The sequence below is a fragment of the Bombella apis genome (assembly GCF_018221685.1).
In the GTDB taxonomy this organism is placed as follows: domain Bacteria; phylum Pseudomonadota; class Alphaproteobacteria; order Acetobacterales; family Acetobacteraceae; genus Bombella; species Bombella apis.
Genome location: NZ_JAGJTM010000004.1, coordinates 373,157 through 387,135, shown reverse-complemented (window position 1 = coordinate 387,135; position 13,979 = coordinate 373,157). Strand labels below are relative to the sequence as shown.

The following is a 13,979-nucleotide window of genomic DNA, read 5'->3' as shown; positions in this document are numbered from 1 at the left end:
ACGCTGCTCTTCCTTCCTGTCAGTTGCCACCAAGACCAAGGGCCCGGAGAATCCCGCCTGCCCCGCCAGAATGGCCATCATCCCGTGCAGGCAGGGCCAGACCCTTCTGCCCGCCACGAGCCTGCTGGACAGCATGAGCACAAGCATCACTGCCAAAACGGGCTGTATCCAGAGCAGCCTGATCCTTGTCCTGCGCTCCTATATGAACCGTGCCATTCTGCCCTGAAAGGGCCAGTGGTGTGGAAAAATCCGCCCCTACAAGCGTGACATGCGGCATGAGCTGGAACGTGTAGCTCATGTCACCCAGCTTCATCGTCCCCTGCCCGATGAGGGAAAGATGCTTCACCTCCAGAGCCATGTCACTGAAATGTGCCTGACCATGCCCGAATGTCGCCGTCCCGGCAAAGCAGCGCAGCCCCATCGTGCCAGAACCCAGCTTGAGGAGACTGGCCGCAGGGCCTGCCAATGGTGCCAGAACCTCCCTTTGGACACGGCCATCCACAAGGGACAGGCCCATCTGGCCATCCAGGGCCTGCCACAGGGCCTCAGGCTGGGCGCCTTCCGTCCCGAGAGCCCCTTCCAGCTGCACAGGCCCCTCAAACATCACAGGCTGCCCCAGCAGGCTCTGTACCCAGCTGGCCGGCAGAATGAATGGATGCGCCTTCATGCCCATCCGCAGAGGGTCAGCCGTGCCATCCAGCACAACCTCACCAGCAAGCGGCACGTCCTGCACGCTCCCTCCCAGCACGGAAAGACTCAACCGCCCCTCCAGCCCCAGAAGATGCAGATGCAGCCCCTGATAGGCGATGCCTGCCACATGGAGCTGATCTGCCGTCATATCCACATCGAACGGTCGCCCCGCCATGCTTCCGAACCACTGCGTCAGCCGGGTCTCAGACGCCTTTCCTTCCGCGGGGGCCACCTCTGGCGGCCGGGATGCCTGCGCAGCATCACCGGGCTCTCCCTTGCCCGCAGTGGGCACAGGCCCCGCCTGCACTGTCGGCTCGGCAGCAGGTGTGAGCGATGCGGAAGAGACACGCTCCCCCTCCAGATGGATCAGATGCAGTTTGCCCACAAGCCCCGCATCCGGCTGCATGGGCAGGTCCGCCGACAGGTTTCCGCCCGCTTCCTGACTGTCAAACACCACATCCTGAAGCGACAGGGAAGAAAGGCCTGCATCCTTCACCGGCCCCAAGACAAGCTGCCCCTTCACATGACCATCATGCACCAGCAGGCCCGGAATTCCCCTGATGTCAGGAAACTGGAACAGGGCTGCCTGGCCGGAAAAAGCCAGCGTACTGCCCTGCCGCCCGGCCTGTCCCTGAAGGTCGAAAGACACATTGTCCTGTCTGGCATCCGTTCTGGCGGCATCACCCCGGTTGAACAGGCTGGATAATGTTCTGTCCTGCCCCTGCACGTTCAGCTTCAGCCCGACAGATGCCGGGATGCGGCCCAGAAGAGCAGACTGTGCCCTCTGCAAACTCTCTGCCTCACCATGAAACAGCCAGGCATAACGCCCCCAGGCAGCCTGCCCCTGAAGGACAAATGGTGCCTGCGCACTGTCAGCATCAATCTGGATGTCGCTCAGCTGCAGCGGTGCCGCCACATGCCACATGCCCGCAGGCAGGGTCGCACTGCCCAAATGGGCATGAACCTGATCCAGCACCAGACGCCGGGGCAGATGCAGCAGGGCATCCGTCAGAGCCATGTCCGTTCCGTTGCTGGCAGCCACCATGTCATCATCACTGTGGAAACGGACTGTCCCCTCAAGCTGCCCCAGATCAACCGGCATCGCCCGTGAGAGCAGATGCCGCAGGCCCCGCAGGGATGTCCAGCGACCGGACAGCGTGAAATTCACACCTTTCAGCCGGTGGGCGTCCCGCATAAGGCCATCAAGCGTGGCATGGTCCTGGTGCTCGCCGGTCCCCAGCGTCAGCCCCAGGCTGAAAGCCCACGGGTCTTTCTGTCCAGCAGACGCAGAGAGAAGCTGATGGAGAGGGCCAAGCCGTCCCCGCAGCGTAAAAGGCGTGTGCCCATATGTGCCCCGCAGATCCACCCACGGGCTCACACTGCGCATGCCCGCCATCTCCAGACTTGCCAGATGAAGGTGGCCTCCTTCCGGGACATGACTGTCCGACAGATCATCCTGCCATGAGAGTTCAGCATCAGTCAGATGCAGCCCTCCGAAGCTGACCTTCCAGCGGGGGGTGACGGCATCACCGGCCACAGGCGCTGCGGCCCTCTGATCCTGCGAGATTACAGGGAGCCACGTGGAGCACTGTTTCTCGCTGGCCCGATGCAGCATGATGCCCGCTCCCCTCACCGTGAATTCCTGAAAGGAAATCTCCCGGTTCAGTATCGCTAGCAGAGACAGGTCCGCATGGACGGACCGGGCCGCCACGAAGGGCGTGCAGCCCGGTCTTGTCAGTACGACATTTGTTGCCTGAAAAGACGGCCATGGCAGCAGCTGGAAGGACGTTTCCCCCATCTTCAGCTCCAGCCCCGTCTGCTGCTGGAAGGCCTCCGTGACACGCTGCCGCAGCCTGTTCTGGTCTATCAGAAACTGCGGAGCAAGGCTCACGCCTGTCACCACCACCACCAGCCCGATCAGGATTGCTGCCAGCTTTTTCATCTGCCTGTGTCCTCGTTTTCTCAGGCGGCCAGGTCCCCCTGCAAAGGGCCAGCCGTCCCTGTCAGTCTTTCACCGTGTCCGGCGTGGTGCTGGTGTGTCACCAGCAATGAAACCCAGCGTCTGGAACGTCTCACGCATATGGGGCGGCAAGGGAGCCGCCACCTGCAACCTTCCCCCCGCCGGATGAGGGAACTCCAGCATCCTTGCATGGAGGTGCAGCCTGTCCGGGAAACCCTCCACATGGGCCGTTTCGCCCCCATAGCGGGGATCACCCAGAATGGGCGTGCCCAGACTCTCCGTATGGACACGCAGCTGGTGCGTCCGCCCCGTCCAGGGGGACAGGGCCAGCCAGCTGAAACGCTTGCCTGTGGCATCCAGCGTCTCGTAAGAACTCTTGGCACTCATCGCATCCTCTTCCCCACGGGAGACAGGCACGATAAGCGAGGCACCCCCGGCCCCGACCTTGGCCAGAGGCTGGTCGATCACACCTTCAGCAGGGCTGGGCCGCCCGACAACCACCGCCCAGTAGGTCTTGCTCACCTCACGACCCCGAAAGGCCGCTGCCAGTTTTGCCGCCACACCGGGCGTGCGGGCCAGCAGCAGGATGCCGGACGTGTCACGGTCAATGCGATGCACGAGGCGGGGCTTGTCGCCTCCCTCCGGCCTCAGCCCCTCCAGCATCATGTCCACGTGTACGGTGATGCCGGGGCCACCCTGTGTTGCCAGACCGGACGGCTTGTTCAGCACGATGAGATGGTCATCCTCATAAAGGATCATGTCCCGCAGCTGCTGGACGAGTTCCGGGTTGGGCGGTGGCGGCGGGGCCGGGCGGCTCTGGTCCGGCAGAGGGGGGATACGGATGCTCTGGCCGGGATTGAGCCTTTTATTGGGCTGCACCCGCCCTCCATCAACCCGCACCTGCCCCTTGCGGCACAGCTTCTGCAACCCGCCCTGTGTCAGGTTGGGATAATGACGGCGAAACCAGCGGTCGAGACGCAGATCGGCCTCATCTTCGCTGACAATACGATTCTCAACACTCATGACTGGCGAGATGCCCGTTTCTGCGCCAGCATGTCCAGCCGTTTCCTGATTCTTTCTTCAAATCCACGGTCGACCGGCCTGTAGAGCGTCACCCGTTCCATGCCGTCGGGGAAGTAGTTCTGGCCGGAAACACCATCCTCGCAGTCATGATCGTATTCGTAGCCCTTCTTGTAACCCAGCTCCTTCATCAGGGCTGTCGGAGCATTGCGGATATGGGCCGGAGGCATGAGGCTGCCCGTCTGCTTCGCCAATGCCCTGGCCTCATTATAAGCCCGATACACTGCGTTGGACTTGGAGGCGACCGCCAGATGGACCACAACCTGCGCCAGGGCCACCTCCCCCTCTGGAGAGCCGAGCCTCTCATAAGCCATCGCTCCGGCCTGTGCCAACGGCAGGGAGGTCGGATCAGCCTCGCCAATATCCTCACTGGCAAAGCGGACGAGACGGCGGGCAATGTAGCGGGGGTCTTCCCCGCCTTCCAGCATACGGGCGAACCAGTAAAGTCCCGCATCAGGGTCACTCCCCCGCAGGGATTTGTGCAGAGCGGAAATCAGATTGTAATGCTCGTCCCGGTCCCTGTCATACAGGACAGGCCGCCGGGACAGGGACCGGGCCAGCTCCTCCGGCCCCAGCGGGCGGGTTCCATCCTTCGTCAGGGAAAGAAGCTGCTCGACCATGTTCAGCAGATAGCGCCCATCCCCATCCGCCATGGCCCGCAGGGAGGCCCGGCCCTCATCCGTCAGGGGCAGGGTCCGCTCCGTGGCCGTTTCGGCCCGCACAAGAAGCTGCTCCAGCGCAGCATCATCCAGCCTGTGCAGGACAAGAACCTGACAGCGTGACAACAGGGCGGAGTTCAGCGTGAAGGACGGGTTCTCGGTCGTGGCTCCCACCAGCACGACCGTTCCCCGTTCCACATAAGGCAGAAAGCCATCCTGCTGCGCCCGGTTGAAGCGGTGAATCTCATCCACGAAGAGCAGCGTGCCACGCCCGGTGGCCTCAGCCTTGCGGCGGGCTTCATCAAAGGCTTTTTTCAGATCCGCCACACCGGAAAAAACAGCGGAAATCTTCGTGTAAAACAGTCCCACCCGTTCGGCGAGCAGCTGGGCAATGGTTGTCTTGCCGCATCCCGGCCCACCCCAGAGAATCAGGCTGGACAGATGGCCGCTTCCCAGCATCCGGGTCAACGTACCCTCCGGCCCCAGAAGATGGACCTGCCCCTGCACCTCATCCAATGACTGCGGACGCAGACGGTCCGCCAGCGGCTGGGTGCCCGCAGCACGGCGTGACGGAGAGGACTCTGACCGGCGTGCTCCCTCCTCATGCCGGGAAACACCACCCGATGAGGAACCCCCAAAGAGATCCGGCATGGTATCCGACATCATCATCCCTCCTGCCTTTCCCACCACTGCCAGACCCGGCAGCCTCTCATTCGAACAGACGCCGCAGCCCACCGGGCAGCAGGGCGGAGAAAGGGTTAACATGCATCTGTGGCTTGGCCAAACTGCCATCCAGCCTGTAGGTCATGGCCATGATACCACTTCCCTTCCGGGCCCCGAAAAAACTGCCCGCAGCCTGATTGATCCCAAAGAATGGCGAGATGGTGCCCTGCATCTGCATCATGGCCTGCCCGAAATCCATCTGCCCTTTCATCGTCACCCCCAGAATGGCATTGCCGGCCCGCGCCTCTGCCAGATCAAGCCGCTCCCCCGCTACCCGGAAGGACGCCCGCAACTGGACATCTTCAAACTGTTTGCGGGAAATCTGCCCCCAATGCAGGGGGGCAGCCAGCGTGGCAATGACAAGAGCCGTCGGCGGATTTTTCAGCGTAAGATGGTCCACGGCCAGCGTGCCATCAAAGGGCGGCAGCCCCAGTCCCAGCCCCATGGTACGCTCGGCACTGGTCACATGCGCATCGGCCGCCACGGGCTGGCAATGGCCCTGGAGGTCCACCGTGCCACCAGCCAGCCGGTCATACACACCAAGAGACGCCAGAATCCTGCCCAGATCAGCAGCAATGAGCCTTACATCCAGCACGCCTATCCGTCTGGAATCCTGTGCGAGATCAAACGTGAGGGACGGCTGGGCCACATGCAGGAAAGCCCCCTGCACCCGCTGCGCTGCCCAGCGAAGGTTGGCTGACACATGGCTGGCTGTCTGTTCAGCTCCATAGATCACCCTGTCAGCCCGCAACCCGATAGCCCATATCCCCTCCGGCAGGATGGATGCCTGGCTGGCGCTGCCGGGTGCCCGTCTGACCTTTTTCTCCACGGGATGAATAGGCTGTGAGCGTGACTTTCCGGTGGCCGGATGCCCGAACCAGGGGGTCAGGTCCAGAGTACTGGCCTGCACGGATATCTGGTACCGCCGGTCATCCGCCGTTCCGTCCCGCACCGGCCAGTCCATCACGGCACTGCCGCTCGTCCGTCCAAACTGGAAATGGGTGAGGTTGATCCCTCCCAGCTGACCAGACCTCATGCGCCCTTCTGCCTGAAGGGCCAGCTGGGGACCATGGGCGCGAACATCATCCAGACGAATCATCTGCCCATCCTGCCATGTCACTCCTGCCTGCAAGCCCGCAGGGACACCAACAGGCTTGTGCCAGAAACGGGCCCGGACACCCAAACCTCTCAGGTCCACCTGCACCGAGGCAGTCCCCCGACTATGGCCGGGGCCCCCACCGTACTGGCTGTAGACAACATGCCCCACGCCACTGCCCTGCATGATGGAGTCCTGCGCCAGCCCCGCCGGAACCCCGAGACTGCGCAACTCCTTTGCCCCCAATGAGGCCTGCAGATCTGCTTTCAACATCAGGCGTCCCGGCACATTGGCCTGAAAACTGTCGAACAGGCTGCCCGTCATCATCACGCCACGGAACCGGGCACCTCCCTTCACGGCAAGTCCGGCTTCATTGACCGAAAAGTGCCCATTCCCCTGCTGTATCCGCCCCAGGGACGGCAGAGCGAACCAGATGTTCTGGAAATCAAACTCTGCCCCATATCCCACATCCTTCATCAGAAGGTGACTGTTGAGCGGCAGCTTCAGCGAGAGCGTGCCTTTCAGCATCCCGCCCGTATTGGCTGGATTGACCGGATGACGGGACAGCAGATTGAGCCGTGGACAGGAAAGGACCGCCACAAAAGCTGACAGGGGACCTTCCATCCCCAACGAGAATTCACCTGTCTGCTCCCGCTTGAGAAGATCACTCAGAACAATATGCCCCGTCGGTACGGTCACCGAGCCCCCTCGACCATCCGCAAGATGACCATGCTGCACGTCGATCAGCAGACGGTCATCATCCACAAAATGGGCGTAGGCATCCTCCCCCGTGACCTGTGGCATACCCTCCATCCATGTCACGCTCAGGCTATGGCCTGTCAGTTCACCCCCCAACGCCCTGACATCCAACCCGTCGAGACCGGTATTGCTGGTAAAATCAAGCTGAAGATGCAGATTCTCACCACGTCCTGCCGTCATGTTGGTGGTCATCCAGCGACGGGCTCCACGGGCTGTGCCATCCGGCCAGACACTCGCCAATGTGGCAAAATCGAATGTTGGCACATGGCCATCCACCAACAGCTCCACATCCTTTGGCCTGTCCAGATGATCCAGCCGCCCATGGGCATCAATGATGAAAGGGACCGTCCGCCCCAGGGAGTCCAGTGCCGCAAGCTCCGTATGCAATGCCAGAACCAGGGGAGCCTGCTGGCCAGCCTCCGCAGGGTCCAGATGGAACGATACCTTCCCCGATGAGAGACGGAACGGAATGCGGCCAGGCCGGTCAATCTCGCCAGCTCCAGCGTCCACCTCCCCTGCCATGTGAGCAAAATGGCCGACCAGCCCATGCCCCTCCAGAATCCCTTCCAGATGAAACGCCAGAGGCATGTTCGGGATGCCCATGCCTTTTTTCCCGGCTGGCGACAGCGGCAGCCAGGCCGCCAGAGCCGGAAAACGGACCGGAGAAACAGTCAGCTGCCAGCGTGTCCGTGCCGCTCCGTCGGGAGCCATGTCACCTGCCAGATGGACCGTGGCCTCCTCCTGCCCTGCACCCAGCCCGACCCCCTGGAGGGACGCCTCCATCCGCCCCTGCCAGCCGGTCTGCCTGTCATGATCCGCCTTCAGTTCCGGCAGGGTTACAATGAGCGAAGAATCCGGTGCCGTCTCATCCCTTATGGTCAGCCTGATATCCTGAAGATCAAGATGCCAGGGCATGATGGCAGCCAGAGGTGGCAGAGTGCCTCCACCCGGATGCTGCGCCCCGGGCTTCACACCGCCCAGGCTGACATGACCCTCTGCATCCCGGAACGCCACAAGGCGCAGCCCCCGGACATCCAACGACTGCAGGCCCACCTGCCCATGCAGCAGGCTCGCAAGCCGGAAAACAACCCCGACATGATCAAGCTGCTGTTCCGGCACTTCGGCAGCCACCTCATCAGCCCCCCCGCCTTCTGGAAGGGCACGATACCGGACACCCTCAAGGCTGAGCAGAATCTTGGCCGAATGACCGTTCTTTCCGGGTTTCCACGACAGGGCCATGCGCTCCCAGTGGAGACGCCCCCCACCAGCATGGGTCAGGGCCCCTCCCCAACGATGGGACAGCCCCGTCACATCCAGAGGCCCCTGGGCCATCCGTCCCAACAGCAGGGCCACCGCCAGCAGCAGCCCCACCAGCGGCACCAGAAGCCCCAAGGCCACACGGCGCAGGATTGTCTGCCATGTCATGTCCACGATACCCCGGATAAAGAGACATCCCGTGATGTCCTGAAACAGAAAAACAGGAGAGCGGCTGCCCGGAACAGACCGGAGACTGGCGGAAACCGGCTGTCAGAGCCGGGACAGAGCCTCCTGCACCCATGCCACATGCCTGGCGGGGCTGACCTTCCGCTTGAAAGCGACAAGACGCCCTTCCGCATCGACCAGAAAGGAGCTCCGCTCAATCCCCATGAACTCCCGCCCATAGAGCTTCTTCTTCACCCACACGCCATAGGCTTCGGCCAATGCATGATCGGGGTCTGACAGCAGGGTGAAGCTGAGCGCCTGTTTCAGAATGAATTTTTCCAGTGCTCCCACACCATCGGGACTGACACCCAGCACACGCAGACCATCCCCACCGGGGATACGCAGCTCGGCCAGATGGTCACGCAGATCGCAGGCCTGAGTGGTGCAGCCCGGCGTGGAAGCCCGTGGATAGAAATACAGAAGATAGGGCTGCCCGCGGAGGGCATGGCTGCTCACCCTCTCCTCGCCTGTGGGGCCCATCCCCGCCAGATCGAAATCGGGCACCGGGGCCCCCACGGCCAGCCCCTCACCGGAACCTGAAACCTTTTCTGCCTGTGTCATGCTTTTACTGCTCCGCACTGTTGGGCTGGTCACCATGGGAGACACTGCCATCTCCCACCGAATCATCAGGGCTGTGTGGCTGATCCGGCACGCTGCTGCCCTCACCCCCGGTACGGGCGGCACCATGCGCCGTACCATCCAGTGGAGCATCCGGAACGGGACGGGCCTGTGCCGGCTGGGATGCCGGCCTGCCCTTGAGGAAGGGACTGACCCTCTGAAACCCGGCAGGCGGCTGGAAACGGTCTGCCGGAATGTCCTCATACCGCACGGACACGGCCTGAAGATGGCCCTGAAGACCATCAGCATCCACACCATCCTCGGCGAGGATGAGGCCATCCTCCGTCACGCAGGCCGTTGCCTTGCCACGAGGGCTTTCAATGGCCCATTCCCGGCAAGGCACGCCAGCAATCTGCTTCATCCCGCCAGCATGGTAGGTCATATCCAGACTGAGCAGGAACGTATTGTGCAGCCCATGCATGGGACGGAACTGGATGTAGCGCCTCTCCTGCATGCTGACGAGCGTCATGATCTGGTTGGGGCGGTCCAGAATGGTGGCGCTCTGCCCATCATCAGGATCAATCCGCAGCCGGTCACCCGAAGCAGCAAAAGAAACCGCCACCTGATGCTCCGGCCCGGCTCCCTTCCCCTTGCCCGGCAGCACTTCTGTCTGGAACCGGTAGGTCACCACGGCATCCCGCATCGGTGCCAGAGGGGGATGATCCGCTGGCGCAGCGGCTTCGGCAATGCCACAGGCCAGCACGGCAGCCCCAAGGGCCGCCAGCACTGTCCCCCCGGCCCGCCGCACGACCTTATCCCGCCCCGGCATGACTTCCCTGATACACCACTGCATCCGCACGTCTTCCTCCATCTCCATCCATGACCGGCGCCGGACACCGCCCAGCCTGCAAACGGGCAGAAGCATATCAGACCATGACAGCAGGGCCAGAGAGAAATTGGTTACCTTTCTGCCCGCCCGGCAGAGCCCTGCACCATGGCCTCCAGTTCCGGCCCCAGAGCAGCAAGGCTGACATCTCCAGGCCATCGGGCAGGCTGCTGCATGGCCGCCGCAAGCTGCTGCCTGTAAGCCGCAAAGGGCACTCCCACACAGCCAAGACTGGCCAGATGCGGGGTGACGTACTGCGTATCCAGCAGGCCATATCCCCCCTGCCGCAGGGCCGCCATCAGATGTACCAGCGCTATCTTGGACGCATCCCGCACATGGGACACCATGCTCTCCCCGAAGAAGGCACCATGCAGGGACACACCATAGAGCCCCCCAAGAAGCGCTCCGCTCTCCCTGTCCCGGACCTCCACGGAATGGGCATGGCCCAGACGGTGCAGCTCGCCATAAAGCTGGCGGATGCGCCCGCTGATCCATGTTTCCGGCCGGAAGGGCGTCAGGCGGGCGCAGGCCTGCATCATGCCATCGAAATCCTCATCACTGCACAGGCGGTACTGCCCGGCCATGACGGTCCGCATCAGCCGCCGGGGCAGGGCTGGTGTCTCCAGGGGAATGATCCCCCGCTCCTGCGGGCAGAACCATTCCAGCTCATCGCTCTGCTCATCCGGTGCCATGGGGAACAGACCTTCCCCATAAGCACGCAGAAGCAGGTCAGATGTGATAGGCTCCATCAGATAATCTTTCCCTACAGAGAAGCCGAATCATGTCCAGCCAGTCTCCCTCACGCCCTTCATCGCAGACCTACATCTATACGATCGCACTGGCCCTGTCCTTCCTTCTTCAGCTGGTCTGGCCTGCATTGACTCCCCTCATGGGTGTCATGCGCGTTTTTGCCCTCATGGGTATTCTCGTCTTCGGACCACTGGAGCTGTATCAGCTCTACCGCATGGCCCCACGCTGAAAACGCCACCCGGACAGAAAAACAGAGGGGCGGCCCCTGCCGGAGTCCGCCCCTCTGAAAGCCGTGCAGACAGCCCTGCTCACGCTTCTGCGCTGCGACCTCGATACGCCTCGGCGGCATCCCGCACAGCAGCCCCGTGCAGGCGCTCCAGCCTGCGGATGGTGAAATGGGCCTTGGCCAGAGCCCGATAATGAGCAAGGAAGGCCGAGTTGATGGCCGCCCCGCACAGAGCCCCGGCTACCGGCACCATCTGGGCTGCCAGCTTGCGGGACAGGGCCATGCCATAATGTCCCGCCACCTCGGCCATCAGCATCACAAGCGGCTGGCCACGCATCAGGCCACGGGCAGCGAAAAAGCCCAGCTCCCCCTCGCCTTTCTGCTCTCCCATGCTCCGCAGGGCGAAGACTTCCAGACAGGCCCGGCGTGTCTCCTCACTCCGCAGGTCTTCACCATTTTCCTGAGCGATGGCGGCAATCTCCCGCATGATGGCCAGCGTGGTGAACCCGACATCCGGCACCATGCTGGCAAAGCCACCAAAACCACCCGCCGCACCGGAGACCGCCACGGCGGCCTGGATCAGATTCTCACGCCGTGCCCCGGCCCCACCTGCCTTGCGGTCCAGACCAAGAATGGCCAGACGGTAGGCCTGGTCCAGCGCAGAACTGGCCAGCTTCTGGAGTTTTTCCTGAAGGCCCGGCGCCAGAGACAGGCCCTGCAACCCCATATGGGCTGCCCGGCCCACAGCACCACCCATCAGGTCACCCAGACGGGCCAGCGTGCCCCGACCTTTCTCCACCCCATCCAGCACGGCATGGAGCTGGGACAGGGCTTCTGCATCAAGATCATGGGACAGGAAACTCGCACTGGGCACATGGTCCTTACGCTGTTCCGTCATGGTCTGAATCTCCTCATTTCCAGAGCGGGCCACCACAGCAGGGGGCCGGGTCCATCGTTACTGCGCTTTTTCCCACTGGCCCTTGCGGGTCAGATAGGCGAATTCTTCCTCTGTCACCGGGGCAACAGAAAGGCGGGACTGCTTGAGCAATGCCATGCTTTCCAGAGCCGGGTCAGCCTTGATCTCCGCAAGCGTGATGGGGGAGCGAAAGGCTCCATCGGCCTTCACGTCCACGCAGACCCAGCGGGGATCATCCGCCGTCGGGTCCGGAAAGGCCTCCCGCACGACCTCGACCACACCGACGATGCGCTTTTCCGTCACGGAATGGTAGAACAAGGCCCTGTCCCCGCACTTCATGGCGGCAAGATTGTTGCGTGCCTGGTAGTTCCGTACGCCGGTCCACGGTTCGACATCATTCTTCACCTGCTCATCCCATGAGAAAGAGGCCGGTTCCGATTTGATCAGCCAGAAGGCCATGCGTCACAATCTCCCTGTTTTCCGGGGCGGCACTCCCGGTTTTTCCGCTCCATCTGTCCACGGCCATATCGTGTGTGGCCAGCCACTCTACAATGCCTGACTTTGAGGCTTTTTCAAAGCGGGAGCTTCCCGGAACGTCTGCCGCCATGATGACACCATTTTTCATTTCTCTTCTTTCCGTGAAGCCGCCATACTTGCCCCATGTCTTTTTCCACCTACCCCGCACCATCCGGACGATGGACAGGCAGCCCGGCCCGATTCCTGCATGTCACCCGCCCCATGGCCCTGCCCTGCCTGCTTGTCGGGCTGGCGGTACTGGCTGCCGGGCTGATCTGGGGCCTCGGCTTCGCCCCGGCAGACTGGCAGCAGGGCGAGACGGTGCGCATCATGTATCTGCATGTCCCCATGGCGTGGCTGGCTTCTGCCGGTTACGTGCTGCTGGCTGCCTGCGGGCTTCTGTCCCTCGTCTGGCGGCATCCGCTGGCCGGTATCGTCGCCCTAGAAGCCGGACCGCTGGGAGCCACGGCCGCCGCCCTGTGCCTGATCACCGGGTCACTCTGGGGCAAGCCGGGCTGGGGGACATGGTGGGTCTGGGATGCCCGGCTGACCTCCATGCTTGTGCTGTTCTTCCTCTATCTCGGACACATCCTGACCATCCGGGCCTTTGACGACCCCGTGCGGGGCCAGAGGGCCGCTGCCCTGCTGGCTCTGGCCGGTGTGGTGGACCTGCCCATCATCAAGTTCAGCGTGCAGTGGTGGAACACCCTGCACCAGCCCGACAGCATCACCCTGACCGGTGCCCCCACCATGGCCATGAGCATGTTCTGGCCCCTGCTCGTCTGCACGGCAGGCTTTACACTGACGGGAACGGCCCTGCTCCTCATACGCTGCCGGGCCGCCCTGCTGGAGCGCCGCACCCAGGCATTGGCCCTGCGGGACATCTCACCATGACCGCACCCGCCTTCTGGCCCCCGCACTGGGGGTTCGTGCTGGCCAGCTACGGGCTGGTCATCGTCATCCTGGCCGTGACGGTCAGCAGCAGCCTGCTCCGCCTTCGCCGGGCCAAACGGCGGCTTGCCCTCATGCGGCGTCTCCAGCAGAAAACGGCAAATCTGCCTGCCGGACAGGAAAGGGATTAACAGCCCGCCCTCGTGTCTTTAAACGGGAACGGTATGTCTGCGTCATTTCCCCTCACCCGCCGCAAGGCCGGACGTTTCTGGATCATCCTGGCCTGCCTGCTCTGCCTAGGTGGGGCGGTCGGGCTGGTTCTCAATGCGCTTTCCAGCACCATCGTCTTCTTCATGGCTCCTTCACAGGTGCTGGCCCATCCGCCGACACCAACCCGGACCATCCGGCTGGGCGGCATGGTCGTGGCCGGGTCCCTCCATACTGGCAGGGCCTCCGACGACACGCCAGAGGCCCGCTTTGACGTGACGGACGGGCAGGCTGCCGTCACCGTGCAGTATAGGGGCATCCTGCCGGACCTGTTCCGGGAAGGGCAGAGCGTGGTGGCTCTGGGCCGGTATGATGGCCACGGCTTCACCGCCAGCGAGGTTCTCGCCAAGCATGATGAAACCTACATGCCCAAAGAGGTTGCCGATGCTCTCCAGAAAAGTGGCCGGTGGGACCCCCGTTTCGGCCCTCCTCCCAATGCCGCCGACTGGAACAGCATGACCGTGCCCCACCCGGACACGCCTCCCGGGCCAGGGGCCGCACCGTGACATGACCATGCTGG

The 13,979-nt window shown here is 62.9% G+C and carries 13 protein-coding genes; 4 read left to right on the top strand and 9 right to left on the bottom strand.

What is annotated here, in order from left to right; all coding sequences use genetic code 11:
- Positions 1-19 precede the first annotated feature (19 nt).
- From J8Z04_RS04970 to aat, 7 genes are all read right to left on the bottom strand, one after another.
- On the bottom strand, positions 20-2,632 hold the full coding sequence (locus J8Z04_RS04970) for an AsmA family protein (RefSeq protein ID WP_192847983.1): 2,613 nt from the start codon (positions 2,630-2,632) through the stop codon (positions 20-22).
- Between the two features lie 69 nt (positions 2,633-2,701).
- Positions 2,702-3,673: an RluA family pseudouridine synthase gene (locus tag J8Z04_RS04965; protein ID WP_192847982.1), complete on the bottom strand. Its 972-nt coding sequence runs from the start codon at positions 3,671-3,673 to the stop codon at positions 2,702-2,704.
- Complete coding sequence (locus tag J8Z04_RS04960; protein WP_373364564.1) at positions 3,670-5,055, bottom strand: replication-associated recombination protein A; 1,386 nt, start codon at positions 5,053-5,055, stop codon at positions 3,670-3,672. Before J8Z04_RS04960 ends, J8Z04_RS04965 begins: the two co-directional genes overlap by 4 nt.
- A gap of 43 nt (positions 5,056-5,098) precedes the next feature.
- Positions 5,099-8,392 (bottom strand): YhdP family protein, encoded by a 3,294-nt coding sequence (locus J8Z04_RS04955; RefSeq protein WP_192847981.1) that lies wholly within the window; start codon positions 8,390-8,392, stop codon positions 5,099-5,101.
- A gap of 102 nt (positions 8,393-8,494) precedes the next feature.
- Positions 8,495-9,010: a peroxiredoxin gene (locus tag J8Z04_RS04950; protein ID WP_081562936.1), complete on the bottom strand. Its 516-nt coding sequence runs from the start codon at positions 9,008-9,010 to the stop codon at positions 8,495-8,497.
- A 4-nt stretch (positions 9,011-9,014) separates the two neighbouring features.
- A complete protein-coding gene (locus J8Z04_RS04945) occupies positions 9,015-9,932 on the bottom strand; it encodes a hypothetical protein (RefSeq protein ID WP_156878838.1) in 918 nt (305 codons plus the stop codon).
- A gap of 35 nt (positions 9,933-9,967) precedes the next feature.
- Positions 9,968-10,642: a leucyl/phenylalanyl-tRNA--protein transferase gene (gene aat / locus J8Z04_RS04940; RefSeq protein ID WP_192847980.1), complete on the bottom strand. Its 675-nt coding sequence runs from the start codon at positions 10,640-10,642 to the stop codon at positions 9,968-9,970.
- A gap of 32 nt (positions 10,643-10,674) precedes the next feature.
- Between aat and J8Z04_RS04935 the strand changes: the two genes are divergently transcribed.
- Positions 10,675-10,872 carry a hypothetical protein gene (locus tag J8Z04_RS04935; protein ID WP_043560907.1) on the top strand — a complete coding sequence of 66 codons (198 nt, stop codon included), beginning with the start codon at positions 10,675-10,677 and terminating at the stop codon, positions 10,870-10,872.
- A gap of 79 nt (positions 10,873-10,951) precedes the next feature.
- Here the strand turns inward: J8Z04_RS04935 and J8Z04_RS04930 are convergent, their stop codons facing one another.
- Entirely contained in the window at positions 10,952-11,767 is an 816-nt protein-coding gene (locus J8Z04_RS04930) for an EcsC family protein (RefSeq protein ID WP_043561605.1), read from the bottom strand.
- Between the two features lie 57 nt (positions 11,768-11,824).
- Positions 11,825-12,244, bottom strand: coding sequence for an EVE domain-containing protein (locus tag J8Z04_RS04925; RefSeq protein ID WP_081562934.1), 420 nt, complete (start codon positions 12,242-12,244; stop codon positions 11,825-11,827).
- 201 nt (positions 12,245-12,445) lie between these two features.
- On the opposite strand from J8Z04_RS04925, the gene ccmC reads away from it, so the two are divergent.
- From ccmC to ccmE, 3 genes are read left to right on the top strand one after another with little or no spacing between them, the layout of a single operon-like run.
- The gene (gene ccmC / locus J8Z04_RS04920) at positions 12,446-13,195 is read left to right on the top strand and encodes a heme ABC transporter permease CcmC (RefSeq protein WP_086431171.1); all 750 of its coding nucleotides are present in this window, start codon (positions 12,446-12,448) and stop codon (positions 13,193-13,195) included.
- Positions 13,192-13,383: a heme exporter protein CcmD gene (ccmD, locus tag J8Z04_RS04915; RefSeq protein ID WP_192847979.1), complete on the top strand. Its 192-nt coding sequence runs from the start codon at positions 13,192-13,194 to the stop codon at positions 13,381-13,383. Before ccmC ends, ccmD begins: the two co-directional genes overlap by 4 nt.
- 33 nt (positions 13,384-13,416) lie before the next feature.
- The gene (gene ccmE, locus J8Z04_RS04910; RefSeq protein WP_192847978.1) at positions 13,417-13,965 is read left to right on the top strand and encodes a cytochrome c maturation protein CcmE; all 549 of its coding nucleotides are present in this window, start codon (positions 13,417-13,419) and stop codon (positions 13,963-13,965) included.
- The last annotated feature ends 14 nt before the right edge of the window (positions 13,966-13,979 follow it).